The following is a 20,992-nucleotide window of genomic DNA, read 5'->3' as shown; positions in this document are numbered from 1 at the left end:
GGCTATTAAAGCTCTTAACTATGATTAGATTCAAAAGCATGCCGGCATTGGCTATGGGGCTATTGCTCAGTCTTCAACTGCCGGCGCAGAAAGTCACTCTCAGTGCGCAAAACGTTTCTCTTGACCGTGTGTTCAAGGAGTTGCGCCGACAAACGGGGTCATTATTCCTATACAGTAACGAGACATTAAACAGCGCGAGCAATATCTCGATCGACATCAGAGACGCGTCGTTACGGGATGCATTGGATCGCATCACTGCGCATCAACCTGTTACCTACACCATTACCGACAACCATACGGTATTGATCAAACCGAAGGAGCCAACCATTAATGCAGCACCTACACCGCCACCAGCGAGGTTGACCGGCACTGTTACCGACAGTAAAGGTCAACCGCTGATCGGTGTAACGGTAAAGGTGAAGGGTACTACTATTGGTGCTATCACCAATGCGCAGGGGCAGTACACTTTGCATGTTCCGGATAACAGTGCGACACTGGTATTTTCTTTTATCGGGTATACTAGTAAAGAGGAAAAGATCAACGCCCGTAACAATATCGATATGGTATTGCAGGCGGAGGATAAAAGTATGAATGAGGTGGTGGTTACCGGTTACCAGCGAATAGAGCGACGCGTATTGACATCCGCTATTACCAGTATTAAGACGGAGGATCTGAAGAATATCAACCAGCCTAATATCGACAAGCTGCTGCAGGGGCAGGTACCAGGTATGACGGTGATGAGTACTTCCGGTGCACCCGGTGCGGTGCCACAGATCCGTATAAGAGGTACCTCTACGCTCAGTGGTAATACACAGCCGTTGTGGGTAGTAGACGGTGTAATATTGGAAGATCCTGTCAATGCTTCTGTCGATGATATCCTGACCAACCGCAACCTGATCGCTTCTGGTATCGGGGGGATCAATGTGGAGGATATTGCGACGATCAACGTATTAAAAGATGCGGCTGCTACGGCTATCTATGGTACACGGGCAGCCAACGGGGTAATTGTGCTAACCTCCAAGAAGGGGCAGGCTGGCAAGACACGGATGAACTTCACCAGTTTTGTGACGGTAGGTATGCGACCGGAGATGAAGGATGCTTATATGATGAATTCGAAGGAGCGTATAGACGTGAACCTGGAGATGATGCGCAGGGGTGTATTGAATGCCACTTCGGGCCGGGCTGGTGAATATGGTACTGCTACTGATTTTGAGCGTGCGCTGATTGATGTGCATGACCGTAAGATGAGCTGGCAGGATTTTGAGCAACGTGTTAATCAGTTGGAGCAGGTGAATACGGACTGGTTCAAATACCTGTTCCGCAATTCAGTTACGCACCGGCAGAACCTGAATATTTCCGGCGGTAATGACAAGACGACGTTTTATTTATCCGGCAGTTATATGGACGAGCAGGCTACCGCATTGCAGACGGGCATGAAGACTTATACGGGTTCATTGAAGGTGTATACCAAAGTAAGTCCCTATCTACGGGTAGGTGCTATGTTGGATGTAAGCAACCGGGCCAATGAGAGTTTTTTTGCCACTGACTCCCGGGAGAATCCGTTTGAATGGTCCATTTATACGACCCGGGCGCATAATGCGTATGATGAGCAGCAGCAGTACAATTACCTCTATTATAGCGGCATCAAATACAATTTCCTGGAGAACCGCAATTACGGCTGGCGTTCTTCCAAAAACTTTGGTATACGAGGAACGATAGACCTGGAGTGGAAGCCATTGAATGCAGTGATCGTTAACAGTTTGTTCTCTTTCAACAACCAGAATACGACGGAAGAAGATATTGCTACGGAGAACAGCTATTTCGTGAAGAGCCGGCAACGGGATGTTATTGAGATCGTTGATTATACGGGTGTGCAGTTGTGGAAGGATGGCGGCTATCGTAAAGGCGGTAATAATAACAACAGTTCTGTCACTTTACGTAATCAGGTATCTTATATGCCGGTCGTACATCAGCATCACCGGTTTGATATCATGGCCGGTCAGGAGATCAGGGTATCCCGGTATCAGAAGGAGACGACAGAGATCTATGGCTATGTACATGAGCGCGGGCATCAGCAGATACCTCAGTTTGCGTTGATGCAGAAGTTAGGTGTTCCTTATTGGCGGGAGGATCTTAGCCAGAGTGCGGCATTGTCTTATTTCGGTGTAGCCGGTTATACTTATAAGAACCGTTATACTGTCAGTTTTAATGCCCGTACAGATGGTTCCAACCGCTTCGGATTAAAGACCAACCAGTTGTTTCAGCCATTGTGGGCGGTAGGTTTGAATTATCAACTGAAGGAAGAGCCGTTCCTGGCCGGTAAGGACTGGCTCAGTTATCTGACCATACGTGCCTCCTATGGCAGCCAGGGGAATGTGGCATCCCAGGCTTATTCGGACCTGGTAGCCACTATTGGTAAAGCAGATCAGGCAAATAAAGACAACTACCTGCAGATCACTTCTCCTAAAAACCCCCATCTTAAGTGGGAAAAGAACTACACTACGAACCTGGCGCTGGAGTTTGGTTTATGGAAGCGGCGGTTCACGGCGACGTTGGAATACTATCATAAGAAAGGTGTAGATCTGCTGGGATACAAACAGGTATCGCAGGTATCAGGATTCAATACTATACAAGTGAACTGGGCATCTATGAAGAACAGTGGGATAGAGCTGTCGTTGAACACTATCAACATCGACACTAAAGACTTCCGTTGGTCTACTAATATCAATGCCGGTTATAATAAAAACGAGGTACTGGAGGTGTATTCATTGCCCAGTGTTAATTCGCTGACGAATGCCCAGCGTTCGAGTCATACTAATGCGGCTATTCCCGGTAAACCTATTAATGGTTTATGGTCTTTCCGTTATGCCGGATTGAATAAGGAAGGCCGGGCGACCTTTTATACGGATAAGGCGGGAGAGACGGTACTCTCAGGTATGCGATCTGTAAACGGGCTGGAGTACAGCGGCACTACTATGCCGGTTATACAGGGAGGATTCACGAATACGATCAGTTACCGGAAGTTGACGTTATCTGCACTTTTCATAGGCAGTTTCGGGAATGTGATACGGTTACGTAACCTAACGAGAGGGTTCATTTTTTCATTTCCGGAGGCCAGCCAGAACTTGTCGGCGGAGATGGCGCAGCGTTGGCGTCAGCCCGGCGATGAGTTGCATACCAATGTGCCTGTACTGGAACCATACAATGACGTACCTGGTCTTACTAATGCTGCTCCATATAACGGGCAGATGTATGACAATAGCGACCTACGTACGGTAAAAGGTGATTTTGTACGGTTACAGAACCTTTCTCTTAGTTACGACCTGTATACGACAGCGATGCGTAAACGCGGTATTCAGAACATCCGCTTTATGATACAGGGTAACAATCTTCATGTATGGAAGAATAAGTTATTAAAAGGGCAGGATCCGGAAGCTACTGGTTCATTGATGAACTATAAGGAAACCAACAATGCGAATGTTTCTTTTGGTAATACATATTTGCCGATACCAAGATCTTATTCTTTCTCTCTCTCCTTACAATTTTAAATCAGCCGCTATGCATAGGACATATACACTTTTGTTATTGCTACTTGTGTCTGTAGTCAGCAGTTGTAATAAGCTATTAGATATCAAGCCGGTGAACAGCATGGTACCGGTAAGCCTGGAGGATTATGAATCGGTGTTGCTGGGCGGTTATCCCCGTACTGATTTCTTTATGAAGACGGAGTTGATGACGGACAATGTTTACGCTAACCTTATTACGTTATATAATCCAACGAAGGAACAGGAGCTATGGTTTACCTGGGCGCCGACGAAGCAGCTGGATGGTGTAGAGACTGATCCTAACTGGGGGCAGTTGTATTCGTCTATATTCTATGCCAATACGGTATTGGATCACCTGAGTAATTATACGCCACAGGTATCTGAACGGGAGCGGTATGAAACGGTGAAGGGGGAAGCGTATGCTTTACGTGCGTTCAGTTATTTCTATCTGGTCAATTTATATGCCGAGCCTTATAGTACTTCAACCCTGGAATCGCCTGGAGTTCCTATGCCATTGGAGGCCAAGGACGTGTTAAAATATACGCAGAATAATACCAGGGCTACTGTCGGCAAAGTATACGAGCAGATAAAGACGGATATTGGCGAAGCGGCGCGGTTGCTAGCGGGAAAAAAGAGTAGTAGTAAGTTCCGGTTTGATGCGGGATCGGTGCAATTGTTCCGGGCAAGGGTGGCGTTGTTTACGGGGCAATACGACGTTGCCATACAAGCTGCCACGGATGTGATGACGAATAAGCCACTTGCCGACCTCAACACCTTACAACCCCGTATTGATGATAAGGGAAACATCAATGCCTTCAGCGGTAATACCGGTTTTATAGATACGGATTATAAGAACGAGGTATTGTTCTTTATGGGAGGCAGTGCTAATACCAACATGTACTATTACTCACAGTATATGTTCAAGCCATCGCCGGAGTTGCTATTGCTATGTAACCGGCAGGAGAATGTAACTGATTATCGCAAATATATCTTTTCCTCTTTTGCTGATCTGAACACCAGTGATGGCAAGCAGACTGGCAGTACGATGTATAATATGTACGCCAAGCAGGAGAATCCCAGCTATTTTATCGGGCTGAAGGTGAGTGAGGCGTATGTGATACGTGCGGAAGCGTATGCGCGTCAGCAGCAATATGAGGCGGCATTATCAGATATCAATACGTTGCTGGGACGCCGGATCAAGCGGGGACAGTTCGTGGCATTGCGGCGAGGGGATTTTGCCAGTAATGATGCGATACTACAGCGGATATTGGAGGAGCGCCGTTTGGAGACCGCCTTTGACGGCGGTTTACGATGGATGGATTTGCGGAGACTGGGTCGTCCGGCGCTGGTACATGTATTCAAGAATGGTCAGACTTATGAGCTGAAGAAAAACGATAACCGTTACCTGTTGCAGATACCTGTATCGGAGCAGATCAACAGTCCGGAGATGCCCATTAATCCATAATCATTTCAATTAATAGTGATGAGATCTACTTATCTATTTATACTACTGTTGCTGCTATTATCAGGATGCAGTAAAGACGAAGTACCGGGAAAGACGGATGCGTTAGGTATAGCTACCAATTTTGCGCCCCCTGCCAATGCTCCGGCTGCTGTCAAGGAATTATTTGACCGTTATCAGGTGTGGGTGCGTATGGATTTTAACGACTGGAAGGAGGTAACCAATGGTGTGTTGGCGAGTGATCCTATTAACCGTTGGGGGGTAGGGAAAATACATGATACGGCGCGTAGCAGTGCTATTCAATATGCGCAAGCCCTGCTTTCGAATGTATCTCCTGCCTTTGCAAAACGTTTCTTTCCACTGGAAATGTTTTTCGTAAAGAGCTATAGTGGTAGTTTCTGGGCGAAAGACATCACCAGTATAGGGCGTAGCCGGCTTATCATCTGCTGGCCTAACCAGATGCAAGGTGCGTTACCTATTACGGATGCGGTGCATCATTATTATCAGGATTCTGTATTGACGCGCAGTGTATGGTCTGCTATAGGGCAAATGGTTGCGGCACGTATAGAGCAGCCGATCAATGAATTTGTGATTGCGGGGAAGGCTTATGACAACGGGGAGGCTTTGGACAAGATCTGGAAGCAATATGAGCTAGACGGTGATGCGGAGGCCAGGGATGCAGCGAGGATAGAGGTGGCACGTAATGGTGGCTTTATCACGATAGGTGGGGCTAACAGTTTTGACAATGATTTTACGGAGTGGATGCGATTATTAGCTACGGAATCGTACGATCATATCAAACGGCAGTACCTGGACAACAGTCCGGCGAGAGCGAGGAAATACGAGGTGATCATCCGATACTTTAAAAGTTACGGATGGGATATTCAACAGTCAGGGAATCAATACCGGCAGTGGCTGGATCAATAAACGTCAATTACCAATATTAACAATATACCATGCACATGAACAAGGTTTTTATCACAGCGCTATGCCTGTTGCCATTTGCTACGCACGCACAGGAGGCAGATTATACGATACAAGGGCAACTTGGCAAAAGCAATGTTTATCCCAAGGCCTATTTATACAGCAGCAACGGTAAGGGGAGGCTAATCGATTCTGTAGACATCAAGGACGGCGCTTTTATTTTTAAGGGGCGTACTGACCGGTCAGCCAAGGCCTTTTTATTTACCGGTCATAGCCTGGCGCAGTCTTATGCCGGGGATCGGGTGATCTTTTACCTGGAGAAAGGGAATACGAAGATACAGTCTCCGGATTCGCTTGCGCATGCCAGGGTGAGCGGCGGTACGGTGAATACTACTTTTCTTGCCTATAAGGCGTTGACAGCAGCGACAGATCGTCGTTCGGACTCTATTACCAATGCGTATTATGCGATGACGCCGGAGGAGAGGGCACAGGAGGATTTCAAGAAAAAGTATCAGGCTGCCAATGCAGCATTGGCAGTAGCGCAAGGACAGATCGTAAAGACCTTTATCAAGAAGCATCCGAATACGATCGTTAGTCTTGATGCCTTGTATGAGTGGGCAGGAGATGATCCTGATCCGGATGCAGCGGCGCCGGTATTTGCGCTGTTATCCAATGAGATGAAAACAAGTAAGGCAGGGCAGCGGTTTACACAGTTGCTGGAGACCCAGCGTAAAACGGCTATTGGCGTAACGGCGCCTGTTTTCACACAGCCCGACACTACCGGCAAGATGGTGTCTTTACAGGATTTTCGCGGTAAATATGTATTGGTGGATTTCTGGGCCAGCTGGTGTGGTCCCTGCCGCAAGGAGAATCCTAATGTAGTAGCCGCCTATGAACAGTTCAAGGATAAGAATTTCACCATTGTGGGTGTCTCCCTGGACAATCCTAATGGGCGGTCTTTTTGGTTGCAGGCTATTCATGATGATAAACTTGCCTGGTCACAGTTGTCCGATCTGAAAGGTTGGAAAAATGAGGCAGCTCAGTTGTATGGAGTACAGGGTATCCCTGCAAATTTCCTGATCGGTCCGGATGGCAAGATTGTGGCTAAACATCTGCGCGGTGAGGATCTTAAAAAGCGTCTTACGCAATTGTTGCAATAGTTTTTCGTGTCCACCTCATATGCAATCTGCCCCTGTGTTGTAATGACGCAGGGGTTTTCTTTTTCTACGGTATTGATTTTTGGTACTCCCACCTGAAATGTTTAATTTAATTGTACAGTCTATTAACCCGGCTGTCAACAACTATTTTCTAACATTGTTCCGCTTACTTATGGAAAACGCCCACTACGAACTGGTATCACCAGCCATACAATCTTTTGTTGAATCGTATCTACAACCTGAATCTGATATTCTGCGTGACCTGAATGATTTCACGCAACAGAAGGCACCTTTCCCGGAAATGCTTGCAGGACATTACCAAGGTGAGTTATTACGTATGTTCAGTAAGATGATACAGCCAGCTGCTATTCTTGAGATAGGTACTTATACCGGTTATTCTGCTATCTGCCTGAGTGATGGGTTGCGGCAAGGAGGCGTATTGCATACGATAGAAGCGAATGAGGAGCTGGCGCCGCATATCCACTCATTTCTTGAAAGGGCAGGTTTATCGGCGCAGGTAACATTACATATAGGGGATGCCCGCAAGATAGTCCCGGCATTGCAGGATGTGTTTGACCTTGTATTTATTGATGCAGACAAACCCAGTTATGCGCTTTATTATGACCTGGTCTTTGATAAGATCAGACCAGGTGGTTATATAATTGCGGACAACATTCTCTGGAGAGGAAAAATAACGGATGAAAGTGCCACTGACCGTAGTACAGTGGCACTAAGAGAATATGTGCGTAAGGTACATGCTGATGAACGCGTAGAAAATATTATTCTACCTATCCGTGATGGTTTGATGGTAGCCAGGAAAAAATAGTATTGGGGGCCATCACACATTTGCTGTGGTGGCCGAACTTTTTTTGCCGGACACGAAGGTGGTAATGTTATCTACGGAGTTGAAGTTGGTGATATTCATTTCATCATTCGACACGGAAATATTGAATTCCCGTTCCAGGTACATAACCAGTTGCATCGCAAAAATGGATGTTACCAGTCCCAGTTCGAATATATCGTCTGTATTGGAAAAGCTGACGTCTTCCCCTATACGTTGTTGAAGGTATGATCTGATAGCCTCTTTCATAAGATTGTTTTTAATGTCTTTAGTATTTATAGAATCCCTGACCTTTTTTGATCCCGAGCAGTTCTTTATCGACCATTTGCTGGAGTATTCCTGCAGGTTTATATTTATCGTTAGCAAATGAGTGGTGTAATACTTCCAGGGAATAGAGAATGGTATCGATGCCGATGAGGTCTGCGGTTTGTAGTGGTCCCATTTTGTGGGAGAGGCACTCTCTGAATATCTGATCGACTGCATGAGCGCTGCCTATACCTTCTTCCACACACATAGCGGCTTCATTGATGTACATGAGCATTACCCTATTGGATACAAATCCGGGGGCATCATTGACCAATACACCTTTCATCTTCATATCTGCCAGCAGGTCTAATGCTCTTTGTATGGTGTTATCATCAGTGCTGGCTCCTTTTACAAGTTCGAGCGTTGGCATCAGATGTACGGGATTGACGAAGTGCATTCCCATGACTCTTTCCGGATATCGCAGTAGTGCAGAGAGTATTCCGATAGGTGTTGCGGAGGTATTCACTGCTACAAGTGCTGTATCATTAACCACGTGATATAGTTCTTTGTACACGATTGTTTTGATCTCGATCTTTTCGGGCACATTTTCAATAATGACGGTCGCTTCTTTCAATGTGGACAGAGAGGTGGTCAGGGATATGTTCTGCAGGATATTTTGATTGATGCTTTGAGGGGATTTACCGCTTTTCTGCATCAGCAGGTCCAGCCGTTCTATATTCCTTATACGGGCAGCGGCTTCCTGTAATTTATCCTCATTTACATCTACCAGGGTTACGTCATATCCGTATTTAGAGAACTGGTGGGCCACTCCTTGTCCCATTACGCCAGCTCCGATGACGCCTATTTTTTCTTTTTTCATATGATATCTTCAAATGCTTAAATTTCCTGACAAGCAATACATAGCTGATGGCCTCCATGAGGTCATAATGTATAGCCGTTAGCGCATAGCTTATGCGCTACGTTGTAGTAATGTTATATCAGCAGTATAGCAACATCTGCGATCTATTTGTATTGACAATGAAGCTCCATGCAGGCGGAAAAGAAGATACATGGGCAGTTCACGGGTAACATATATTTAGATCAAGCGCTCCTTCCAGGCATTGTTATTACGATAGAGGTTGAAACGAAACCATAGGCAATCAAAAACTAATAGTCCGGCAAGGTTAAACGAAACGATTTCTGGGTTGTATACTTGGCTTTATAGCTACTTCTCTATCATTCTAAACGCACTTTCAATTTTTCGAATCTATACAAATAATATCAATTAAAAAAATAATTGTCCGTTGTATGGCTTTATCTATAGGTATTTACATGTATCCGGCATGATTGTTTTTTTAGCACAGCCAGTATGGTATCAATTTTTTTTATTAATTTCATTCAGTCTACAACCCGCTATCAACTTTAGTCTTGCAATGTTTAAAACAAGCCCAAATATGAAAAAGCTCATAACACTATACTGAATTATATCCATTCATTTTCTGACAGACTTCGTACGAGGGTAAGTTCCCTGCAGCCAGCATGATGTGTTACTGTCTTCCTATATGCCGCCAATACAATAGTTACAGTTCTGTCGTGTTATAATACACCCGTCCATTTACCTAGTACGTGTGTTAAGTTATATGTTTGTTTCAACCGCAGCCGAGGCCAACAAGCGCTCCTGTTCTTGTCATTCTATCATTGCCACTCTACCTAAAACAATGCACTATGCCAATTCGTGCCATCAGCTTACATCCTGCACAGCGAGATATTTATTTTGACCAGTTAGCCCATCCCGATAGTCCACATTATGTTACCGCCGGTTACCTTATTTTGAGAGGGAATTTGCATATTCCTTATTTCAGAACGGCGGTAGCAGATATGCTTAGTGCGCATGATATATTCCGTATGCGATTTGATCTCCGGTCGTCCACACCTATGGGTTATGTTACCGCTGCTGAAGTGATTATTCCCCTGCAAGAATCAGATTATAGTCAACATGTGGCATCTGCGGCGGTGGCGAAGCAATGGCTACAGGAACAATGTAATATTCCATATGATATCCATAAAGACGCGGTGTTGTTTGACCACTATCTCATTAAGATATCTGAGGACGAGTATTGGTATTGTTTCCGGCATCATCATTTATTATTTGATCTGTATGCCTATCGTTTGTGGCTGCTTGCTGTAGCCAGGAGCTACAGGATGTTGCTGGCAGGCGATACTACTACGTCGCTTGCTGTGTCCTCCTCTTATATAGCTGATATTGAGAAGGCGGCTGCTTACTGCGCGACGCCCGGCTACCAGGATCAAGTAGCTTACTGGTCTCAGCAGTTAACTCATAAATGTCCTAAGATCTTTCCACACAGCTATGCAACTGGTGATCCATCCGGCAAGGTTAGCGGGGTGTATACCTATCAGTTGACTGCAGCGGAAAGAGGCAACTTGGATTATGTTATTGCTGCTACCGGTCATATTGGTTTGCAGAAGCTGACGGTAGCTGCCTTACTCATCTATTTTTCCCGGGTTAATGCGCAGCAGCGGTTAATGTTGGGTATTGCGAGGCATAGGCGGAGAACGACAGCGCAGCATAATATTATTGGTACCTATGCGGGTATTGTACCGTTTATTGGTCATTATCATCCTGAGGAGATGCTGTCTGCATTGCTAGCTACGATAGACCGTTCGCAAACGGAGGACTTGAAAAATCAATATGTGGGATTGAGTGAGTTGAGTCATTTACTCAGGGAGCGGGCAGGTGATATGTCATTGTTCGAGATCGTAGTGAATCATGCGGCATTAAATTTTGAGCTGGATATGGGCGGCGATCTACAAAGCAGTTTCCACCAGTTATGGAACGAGGCAGAACAAAGGCCCTTACGCGTATACTGGCAGGAATATGGAAAACATCAGCCTTTACAGCTCACCTTACTTTACCGGTATGACACCCTGACACCGCAGGATGCAGCCATGCTCACCCGACGGTTATTATATATTATAGGGCAATTTGCTGATAAGCAGCAGGAGCAGGTAGGTGCTATTGATATTCTTTTGCCGACAGAAAGAGCGCAGTTGTTGCACAAGCCGGGTATGTCTACTTCTTTTAGTGATCAGACTATCAGTAGCCGCTTCGCCGCACAGGCGGGGCGCGTACCGGATCATGTTGCACTGACCTTTGGAGAACAGCAGTTGTCTTACCAGGAGCTTGACCGGCGATCGACCTTGCTTGCAGCGCAGCTTATCCGTCATGGCCTGCTGCCGGACACCTTTATCCCGGTATGCCTGGAACCATCTATTGACATGATCGTTGCCCTGATCGGCATCTTAAAAGCGGGGGCCGCCTATGTGCCTGTAGACCCCTCCTATCCTACCGAGCGGATACGGTTCATCTTACAGGATACGGCGGCTACGCTGGCTATCACTACTGAAACACATCTTCCGCTGTTGCAGACGATCTGCGCAGAGGTACATAGTCCTACATTCCTTACGGTACAGGTGCTCCTGCAGACTGATGCCTTGCAGCCCGAAGTGTTGCCTGTAGTCAGCCCGCAGCAGGCGGCCTACGTCATCTACACATCCGGGTCTACCGGGCAGCCTAAAGGCGTGATCATTGAGCATCGTAATGTCATCAGCCTGTTTGATGCCACGGAGCCTTTATTCCAATTCCGACAATCAGATGTCTGGACATTGTTTCATTCTTTCTGTTTTGATTTCTCTGTGTGGGAGATGTATGGCGCGTTATTGTACGGCGGCAGGCTGGTTGTCGTTCCCAAACATATTGCCAGGGATACTCCTGCATTTGCCGCTTTATTGCATAACGAGCAGGTAACCGTACTCAATCAGACACCTGCTGCCTTTTATGTATTGCAGGACACTATATCCGCGGTGGCTGACAACTTCCCTGATCTCTCCGTACGCTATGTCATCTTTGGCGGGGAAGCACTCAACCCTGCCAAACTAAAACCATGGCATGCAGCTTATACTACCTGCCGCCTTATCAACATGTATGGTATTACAGAGACGACCGTGCATGTGACCTTCCAGGAGATCCATGCACAGCATATACAGGCAGCCACTAGTGTAATCGGTAAACCCATTGCTTCGCTGACGGCTTATGTACTCGATGCACAGGCACAGTTGCTGCCCGAAGGTGTACCCGGGGAACTCTATATCGCAGGAGCAGGTTTGGCAAGAGGGTATCTGAACAGGGAAGCTCTTACTACCGAACGTTTTATTGAACATTCTACTATTACTTCACAACGATTGTATAAAACCGGGGACCTCGCCAGGTGGTTGCCTGACGGGACACTGGAGTACCTGGGACGTATAGACAACCAGGTGAAGGTGAGAGGGTATCGTATTGAGCTCGGTGAAATTGAAAATGCGATACTACAGACCGGGCTTGTCAAACAAGGAGTCGTATTAGCCAGGGCCTTGCATAAAGGCGCTGGTGAAAAACACCTGGTGGCTTATATCGTACCTACCGGCGCCTTTGACAAAGCAGTTATGATCACGGCCCTGCAAGGCAGGCTGCCCGACTATATGGTTCCACAACTCTTTGTTGTTGTAACAAAAATACCACTTACCAGTAATGGTAAGGTAGATCGTGATGCGTTACCTGATCCGCAATCGCAAACCATACAGATAGCGCCTCGTAATGAAACGGAGCAGTTGCTGCATGATATCTGGCAAGGCGTGTTAGGTGCGAAAGCGATCAGTATTACTGATAATTATTTTGAGCTAGGCGGGGATTCGCTTAACCTGATACGCGTGATCAACCGGATCAGGCAAGTCTTTCAGAAAGAGGTGCTGGCCATCGATCTGTACAGGGCCACTACTATCGGCGCAGTGGCTTCGTTGATAGACACTTTACCGGCACTCGGCAGCTATCAGGAAACAGTGCGGTCGGTATCTGAGCTATTGGAGGAAAAGAAAACCAGGTTGCTTGCTGTATTGCCCGATGCAGCAGAGGTGGAAGATATCTTTCCGATGAGTGATATTCAGTTGGGTATGATCATCGCTTTCCTCAAACATCCAGGTGCAGCTATTTACCATGATCAGTTTTCTTACCGGCTACCTATACATCTGAATATCCGTTTATTTCAACAAGCATTACAGTTGATTGTACAGCAGCACGGTATATTAAGGACTTCTTTTCAGCTCGACCTTCTTACAGCAAGTGTGCAGGTAGTGTACCGAACAGTACCTGTACCTTTACCGGTTACGGATATCCGGGCGGCAGCAGATGTAACGAAGGCGCTGGCTGATTTCCTAGCTGCTGAACGAGCCCGGCCCTTTATCATCGAGCAGGCGCCGTTATGGCGTGCCAACCTGTTACAGGCGAGGGATCATTATATCTTTGTATTACAGTTTCATCACGCCATAGCTGATGGATGGAGTGTGGCTTCTTTTAACACGGCGTTAAATAACCTCTATCTCCAATTAGTGGGAGGGGAAATCCCCAGTCAGTTAACACCATTAAAAAGTACTTACCGGGATTTTGTTATACAGGATATCATAGAGAAAGATAATGAGGCAGCCAAAACATTCTGGTCACATGAATTATCTGGTTATAAGCGATTAGATCTTTTTTCGGAAGATACGCTCTGTCATCGTTTCAAAAGGAAGTTTGATCCCGCATTTTTTACTGCGTTAAAAAGTAAGGCCGCTGCAGAAGGCTTATCGTTAAAAACACTATTCCTTGGAGCAACGGTCTATACCCTGGGATTGCTGCATTATGAAAAAGAAGGGACGATTGGTTTAGTAAGCAATAATCGTCCGCTGGTAGAAGATGGGGATCGATTGCTGGGATGTTTTCTGAATACGATCCCGTTCAGGTATACGATGCCTACGGCATTAGATAGCTGGCAGCAGTTCTTTGCACAATTGGAGCAAAAGCAGCTGGCACTGCAATCTCACGACCGGCTGCCTTTATCGGCTATCACCCATGCTGCCGGTAAGGGGCCTGCGCAGGAGAATCCTTTTTTTGACGTATTATTCAACTTTGTCAACTTCCATGTATATGACCAGTTCTCAGAAGGGTTGACCGCGGGTAATACTGCTGATGAAAGGTCAGTGTTGTTCAGTAATCATGCCTTTACCAATACGTTCCTGGACTGGAGTATCAGTATCACGGAAGATGAGTTGATCCTTTTAGTATCTCAAACCCGGTCTTTCAAATGTGGTCAATCGATGGAGGAGATCTATACTTATTTCCACCAGGTATTAATACAAATACTTCGCCATTATGACGATACGATACAGCGGGATCATATATTATCAGCCGGGCAGGCGTCCGTCGAGATTATTCCTGCCATGAAAACTAACTATCCCAGCATCGTGGATCTTTTTGCCAGACAGGTGATGAGCGTACCGGGTCATATTGCACTGACCTTTGGAGAACAGCAGTTGTCTTACCAGGAGCTTGACCGGCGATCGACCTTGCTTGCAGCGCAGCTTATCCGTCATGGCCTGCTGCCGGACACCTTTATCCCGGTATGCCTGGAACCATCTATTGACATGATCGTTGCCCTGATCGGCATCTTAAAAGCGGGGGCCGCCTATGTGCCTGTAGACCCCTCCTATCCTACCGAGCGGATACGGTTCATCTTACAGGATACGGCGGCTACGCTGGCTATCACTACTGAAACACATCTTCCGCTGTTGCAGACGATCTGCGCAGAGGTACATAGTCCTACATTCCTTACGGTACAGGTGCTCCTGCAGACTGATGCCTTGCAGCCCGAAGCGTTGCCTGTAGTCAGCCCGCAGCAGGCGGCCTACGTCATCTACACATCCGGGTCTACCGGGCAGCCTAAAGGCGTGATCATTGAGCATCGTAATGTCATCAGCCTGTTTGATGCCACGGAGCCTTTATTCCAATTCCGACAATCAGATGTCTGGACATTGTTTCATTCTTTCTGTTTTGATTTCTCTGTGTGGGAGATGTATGGCGCGTTATTGTACGGCGGCAGGCTGGTTGTCGTTCCCAAACATATTGCCAGGGATACTCCTGCATTTGCCGCTTTATTGCATAACGAGCAGGTAACCGTACTCAATCAGACACCTGCTGCTTTTTATGTATTGCAGGACACTATATCCGCGGCGGCTGACAACTTCCCTGATCTCTCCGTACGCTATGTCATCTTTGGCGGGGAAGCACTCAACCCTGCCAAACTAAAACCATGGCATGCAGCTTATACTACCTGCCGCCTTATCAACATGTATGGTATTACAGAGACGACCGTGCATGTGACCTTCCAGGAGATCCATGCACAGCATATACAGGCAGCCACTAGTGTAATCGGTAAACCCATTGCTTCGCTGACGGCTTATGTACTCGATGCACAGGCACAGTTGCTGCCCGAAGGTGTACCCGGGGAACTCTATATCGCAGGAGCAGGTTTGGCAAGAGGGTATCTGAACAGGGAAGCTCTTACTACCGAACGTTTTATTGAACATTCTACTATTACTTCACAACGATTGTATAAAACCGGGGACCTCGCCAGGTGGTTGCCTGACGGGACACTGGAGTACCTGGGACGTATAGACAACCAGGTGAAGGTGAGAGGGTATCGTATTGAGCTCGGTGAAATTGAAAATGCGATACTACAGACCGGGCTTGTCAAACAAGGAGTCGTATTAGCCAGGGCCTTGCATAAAGGCGCTGGTGAAAAACACCTGGTGGCTTATATCGTACCTACCGGCGCCTTTGACAAAGCAGTTATGATCACGGCCCTACAAGGCAGGCTGCCCGACTATATGGTTCCACAACTCTTTGTTGTTGTAACAAAAATACCACTTACCAGTAATGGTAAGGTAGATCGTGATGCGTTACCTGATCCGCAATCACAGACCATACAGATAGCGCCTCGTAATGAAACGGAGCAGTTGCTGCATGATATCTGGCAAGGCGTGTTAGGTGCGAAAGCGATCAGCATTACTGATAATTATTTTGAGCTAGGCGGGGATTCGCTTAACCTGATACGCGTGATCAGCCAGGTGAGGAAGGTATTCCGCAAAGAAGTGTCTGTAGCGGATCTCTATAAGGCTACTACTATCGATGCGTTGGCTTCATTGATAGATACGTTACTACCTGCGGATCATTACCAGGAGCAGGTACGGCAGGTAGCAGTTATGTTGGAGGAGCAGCGACGTTCATTGCTGCCGCTGCTGCCGGATGCGGCTATGATAGCAGATCTTTTTCCGATGAGTGATATCCAGCTGGGTATGATCGCTACCTCCCTTCAATACCCAGACGCCGCGATCTATCATGATCAATTTGCTTACCGGTTAAGTAAGGATGTTGATATTGTGCGCTTTAAAAAAGCGCTGGAATTGATTGTTGCCCGACACGGCATATTACGGACGGCATTTCCGATCGAACAACTTTCTGCAGGTATACAGGTTGTTTATTCCACTATACCGGTAGCACTACCGGTGGTAGATATCCGGGCGGCAGCAAATATACATGCGGCGTTATTAGCATTCCTGGCGGAAGAACGGAAGCATCCTTTCATCGTTGACCAGGCCCCGTTGTGGCGAATGCACCTATTGCGGACTTCCGATCATTATTTATTTGTGTTACAGTTCCATCATGCCATTGCGGATGGATGGAGTGTGGCATCGTTTAACACATCATTGAACAATCTTTATCTGCAGCTCGCTGCAGGCGATCTATCTACATTGCCACCGTTAGGCAGCAGCTACAAGGATTTCGTGATACAAAATATTATTGAGAAGGATAGTGCCGTTACGAAGGAATTCTGGATCAGGGAATTAGCCGATCATAAGCGGACAGATATCTTTTCGGAGGAGCATCATTTTCATCGTTTCAGGAAACGCTATGATCGCGCATTCTTTGCGGCGTTAAAAGATAAAGCGGTAGAGGAGGGTGTATCATTGAAGACATTATTCCTGGGTGCGACTATCTATACGATCGGTTTATTCAGTTATGAAAAAGAAGGTACAATTGGCCTAGTGACCAATAACCGGCCATTGGTAGATGACGGGGATCAGCTGTTGGGCTGTTTTCTGAATACCATTCCTTTCCGGTATATGATGCCCACGGGAGCTGAGAGCTGGAGGGCTTTCTTTACGCAGCTGGATCAGCATCAATTAGCTATTCAGCCTTATAACCGTATGCCGTTGCCAGCGATCGCGCAGGCGACCGGTAATAATGAGCCCGGTAAAAATCCTTTTTTTGACATCCTTTTTAACTTTGTCAATTTCCATGTATATGAGCAGCTGGAGGCAGGCGCATTTGAAGCGCGATCTGCTGATGAAAGAAGTATTGTAGTAGACGGTTATGAGCAGACCAATACTTTCCTGGATTGTTCCGTTAATATCACCGGTGATGAGTTACATGTTATTTTCTCTCAGTCACGGCGATTAAGCAGTGGCCGGTCGATGGAGGAGCTGAGCGAATATTTCCACCGGGTGTTGGAGCAAGTGTTGGCGTATTATGATCTACCGGCAGACCGGCGCCGGATACTAGGACAGGAGGAATGGAACAACCATTATGGTACACTCACGACTGCTACGATCTATCCTGACGCTGCAGGCGGTCTTGTTCCTCTTTTTGAGAAGCAGGTGATTGTGCAGCCGGAAGCGGTTGCATTGGTATCCGGAGCGGATGCAGTTAGCTATGCTTCGTTAAACAGGCAGGCCAATCGATTAGCCTTTTATTTGAGACAGCGCGGTGTGGAGCGCAATGTCCCGATACCTATCTGTATAGACCGGTCGATCAATATGATAGCAGGTATCCTGGGTATATTAAAAGCCGGGGGTGCTTACCTGCCGCTAACACCAAGCTATCCTCCGGAGCGTATTCTTCAACTATTGGAAGGTATTAATTATCCGGTGGTCATTACATTAGCATCGCACCGGCCCCTGTTGATGAGTGCTGGCATTCCTGAAGAACGGCTTGTTTGTCTGGATACGGCAGCGGGGTTAATATCGGATCTGCCCGCGGATAACCTACCAGGACTTACACCTGAAGGAGCAGCGCCGGATGATCTGGCATGTATCATGTATACTTCCGGTAGTACCGGCCGGCCTAAGGGCGTGATGATCACTCACCGTAATATAAGCAGTATGCTGTGGGCCAGTAAACACCTGATGATAAAAGCTTCGGAATCTGTTTTATCTACCGGAGCTATTACGTTTGATGCTACGCTCTTTGAATACTGGTGTACGTTACTCAACGGCGGGCGGCTTGTGCTCTGTGAGCAGGCGCTTTTGCTGGACAGTAGCTATCTGCGGGAGGCGATCTCTTACCACGGCATTAAAAAAATGTGGTTTACTTCCAGTTGGCTGAATCAGCTGGTGGAGCATGATATCCGTGTGTTTGAAAACCTGGATACTGTTATTACGGGTGGGGATAAATTATCTCTTTACCATATCAGGCGATTATTATCGGCCTATCCGCGTCTTTCAATTATTAACGGGTACGGACCAACAGAAAATACGACCTTCTCTCTTTTGCATTTGGTCAGTCATGACGATATGTATGGAGAAATCCCTATAGGACTTCCATTGGACTATCGTACGGCTTATGTGCTGGACCGGCAGGGAATGCCACTGCCAGCGCATGTGCCGGGAGAGTTATATGTAGGAGGAGTGGGATTGTCGAAAGGCTATCTGCAATCTGCGGCGCTGACTGCGGCGAGATTCCTTCCTCATCCTTTTCTGCCCGGCATACAACTTTACAATACGGGCGACCTTGCGCGTTACCATATAGACGGCACTATTCATTTTATGGGCAGGACAGATGACCAGGTAAAGATCAGGGGATTCCGGGTAGAACCCGGCGAGATTGAGCAAGTCTTATTAAAAAGCGGTATGGTGAGCCAGGTGGCCGTCAAGGTATATCAGCCGGTGGAGGGACATAAACAGCTGATCGCGTATATAGTACCCGGTGCTAATCTTGACACGGATCAGTTGGCTCTGTATTTAAAGGCAAACCTGCCTGATTACATGATACCGGCGGTATTGCAAACTATCGATGTTATGCCGCTACGGCCCAATGGTAAGATAGACCGGGATGCGCTGGTCTTTTCTATTGCGGACCAGGTGGAACGGGTATATGCGCCTCCCCGCAATATGACGGAAAGGCAGCTTGTTTCTATCTGGCAATCGGTATTGCACGTTTCCTCTGTGAGTGTGACAGATGATTTCTTTTTGCTGGGCGGGCATTCCTTGCTGGTGATCAGCGTGAAAGCCCGGATACGTAAGTTATGCGGTAAGAACGTAGCTATCAGTAAACTCTATCGATACCGTTTACTGGCGGACCTTGGGGTTTACCTTGACAGCTTACCGGCTGAAGGTATGGTTGATTACGAGGATACGGTCGTACCTGTTAAACGGTTGGCTGGGGCTGGTATCCCACTCTCTTTTGGACAGGCTGAGTTGTGGGCAATGGACCAGCGAAGCGGTAGTGTGCATTATCATATTCCTAAGGTATACCAGCTACGGGGGCATCCTGATGTTCCTTCATTGGAGCAAGCTTTCAGGCTACTCGTCAATCAGCATGAAACATTACGTACTGTTATCCGGGCTACCGGAGATGATTCAGCGGTGCTTTCTTATTTGTTACCGGAGGATCAATGGCAGCTGCAGTGTGTTGGTCAGGCAGATGTACCGGCGGGGGTGATTGCCGCGGTTGCCGGAGGTGTGCCTGCTGTAATTGACAAGGTGGCACATACGGTGCTTTACGATTATGTACGGGGACTGCTGGACCAGCCATTTGACCTGGGCCAGGATCATATGTTGCGGGTGCAGCTGGTATCGTTTGGTGTGGATATGCACCTTCTCACTATTAACCTGCATCATATTGCGGCGGATGGCTGGTCGATGGCTCTCATAATGGAATCTTTCATTCGTTTATACAATATTGTTAGTGCCGGGACATTGCCGGTGGTAGATAAGCCGGTGGTACAGTTTGCGGATCATACGTTGTGGCAGCAGCAGTATATCCGTTCGGGTGTGATGCGAAATAAATTAGCGTATTGGGAAGATGTGCTGCGGGATATGGCGCCATGGTCACTTCCTACTGATCACCCCAGGCCTCAACAGCTAAGTTACCGGGGGCATACGATCGATTTTCGTGTAGATCAGACACTTGTTATGGCACTTAAACAGTTGTCGTTACAGCAGGAGTGTACGTTGTTTATGACTTTGCTGACGGCCTTTAAGGTGGTGATCGCCCGTTACAGCGGGCAACGGGATATTTGTATTGCTACTGTATCTGCCGGAAGGTCGCAGCAGGAGGTGGCTCAGACGGTTGGATTCTTCTCTAACAACTTCCTGTTATTACGAAGCCTGTTGGCGCCCCAGCAGTCTTTTAGTGATCTGTTGCATGCGGTAAGGGAGACAACGATCTCTGCTTTTGAGCACCAGGATGTTCCTATTGAAATGATACAGGAGCGTTTGGGTTATGGTATGGAGGGTATGCACCCACCGATGTGGCAGGCGATATTTATGTTACAGAATATGCCACCATCCCCCGCATTAGAGCTCACGGGCTTGCGTGCATCGGAGATCGGTATTGCGCGGGAGACCAGTCAATTTGAGTTAAATGTGGGTGCTCGGGAGACGGCTGACGGCTTATTGCTGGCGGTGGAGTACAACACGGACCTGTTCTATGAAAGTACGATCCGACGGATATTTGCACACTATCTGTCTTTACTGGAGGCTATTACTCAGCTACCGTTGCAAACGGTGCATGTTGGTGATGACGGTGAGTCTGGCGTATTGCCAGCGATAACGATCTCTGGTAGTAGCTGTTAAAAAACAGGGTAGCAATACTAAAAACTAGGAT

Annotated in this window: 8 protein-coding genes; 6 read left to right on the top strand and 2 right to left on the bottom strand. The window is 47.1% G+C overall.

Features of this window, described 5'->3' with window-relative positions:
• Window positions 1-20 precede the first annotated feature (20 nt).
• The 5 genes from KTO58_RS00615 (at window position 21) to KTO58_RS00595 (ending at window position 7,914) form a co-directional block, all read left to right on the top strand.
• Window positions 21-3,548: a SusC/RagA family TonB-linked outer membrane protein gene (locus tag KTO58_RS00615; RefSeq protein WP_095841250.1), complete on the top strand. Its 3,528-nt coding sequence runs from the start codon at window positions 21-23 to the stop codon at window positions 3,546-3,548.
• 10 nt (window positions 3,549-3,558) lie between these two features.
• Window positions 3,559-5,010 (top strand): RagB/SusD family nutrient uptake outer membrane protein, encoded by a 1,452-nt coding sequence (locus tag KTO58_RS00610; RefSeq protein ID WP_198315063.1) that lies wholly within the window; start codon window positions 3,559-3,561, stop codon window positions 5,008-5,010.
• 18 nt (window positions 5,011-5,028) lie between these two features.
• A complete protein-coding gene (locus tag KTO58_RS00605) occupies window positions 5,029-5,934 on the top strand; it encodes a hypothetical protein (protein WP_095841252.1) in 906 nt (301 codons plus the stop codon).
• Window positions 5,935-5,969: 35 nt separating this feature from the next.
• Window positions 5,970-7,091 (top strand): TlpA disulfide reductase family protein, encoded by a 1,122-nt coding sequence (locus KTO58_RS00600; RefSeq protein WP_198315064.1) that lies wholly within the window; start codon window positions 5,970-5,972, stop codon window positions 7,089-7,091.
• A 97-nt stretch (window positions 7,092-7,188) separates the two neighbouring features.
• Window positions 7,189-7,914, top strand: coding sequence for an O-methyltransferase (locus KTO58_RS00595; RefSeq protein ID WP_198315065.1), 726 nt, complete (start codon window positions 7,189-7,191; stop codon window positions 7,912-7,914).
• A gap of 12 nt (window positions 7,915-7,926) precedes the next feature.
• Here KTO58_RS00595 and KTO58_RS00590 read toward each other — a convergent pair whose 3' ends face one another.
• Together KTO58_RS00590 and KTO58_RS00585 are read right to left on the bottom strand one after the other, a co-directional pair.
• On the bottom strand, window positions 7,927-8,178 hold the full coding sequence (locus KTO58_RS00590; RefSeq protein ID WP_095841254.1) for a phosphopantetheine-binding protein: 252 nt from the start codon (window positions 8,176-8,178) through the stop codon (window positions 7,927-7,929).
• A gap of 19 nt (window positions 8,179-8,197) precedes the next feature.
• Window positions 8,198-9,055 (bottom strand): 3-hydroxyacyl-CoA dehydrogenase family protein, encoded by an 858-nt coding sequence (locus KTO58_RS00585; RefSeq protein ID WP_095841255.1) that lies wholly within the window; start codon window positions 9,053-9,055, stop codon window positions 8,198-8,200.
• A gap of 845 nt (window positions 9,056-9,900) precedes the next feature.
• Between KTO58_RS00585 and KTO58_RS00580 the strand changes: the two genes are divergently transcribed.
• Window positions 9,901-20,961, top strand: a complete 11,061-nt coding sequence (locus KTO58_RS00580; RefSeq protein WP_225859993.1) for a non-ribosomal peptide synthetase — start codon at window positions 9,901-9,903, stop codon at window positions 20,959-20,961.
• Window positions 20,962-20,992 lie beyond the last annotated feature (31 nt).

The sequence above is a fragment of the Chitinophaga pendula genome, from assembly GCF_020386615.1.
Taxonomy (GTDB): domain Bacteria; phylum Bacteroidota; class Bacteroidia; order Chitinophagales; family Chitinophagaceae; genus Chitinophaga; species Chitinophaga pendula.
This window is presented reverse-complemented; position numbering and strand designations above follow the sequence as displayed.

Coding starts and splice junctions, on each gene's coding strand:
- KTO58_RS00615 (WP_095841250.1), top strand. CDS start 21: ATGATTAGATTCAAAAGCATGCCGGCATTGGCTATGGGGCTATTGCTC.
- KTO58_RS00610 (WP_198315063.1), top strand. CDS start 3,559: ATGCATAGGACATATACACTTTTGTTATTGCTACTTGTGTCTGTAGTC.
- KTO58_RS00605 (WP_095841252.1), top strand. CDS start 5,029: ATGAGATCTACTTATCTATTTATACTACTGTTGCTGCTATTATCAGGA.
- KTO58_RS00600 (WP_198315064.1), top strand. CDS start 5,970: ATGAACAAGGTTTTTATCACAGCGCTATGCCTGTTGCCATTTGCTACG.
- KTO58_RS00595 (WP_198315065.1), top strand. CDS start 7,189: ATGTTTAATTTAATTGTACAGTCTATTAACCCGGCTGTCAACAACTAT.
- KTO58_RS00590 (WP_095841254.1), bottom strand. CDS start 8,178: ATGAAAGAGGCTATCAGATCATACCTTCAACAACGTATAGGGGAAGAC.
- KTO58_RS00585 (WP_095841255.1), bottom strand. CDS start 9,055: ATGAAAAAAGAAAAAATAGGCGTCATCGGAGCTGGCGTAATGGGACAA.
- KTO58_RS00580 (WP_225859993.1), top strand. CDS start 9,901: ATGCCAATTCGTGCCATCAGCTTACATCCTGCACAGCGAGATATTTAT.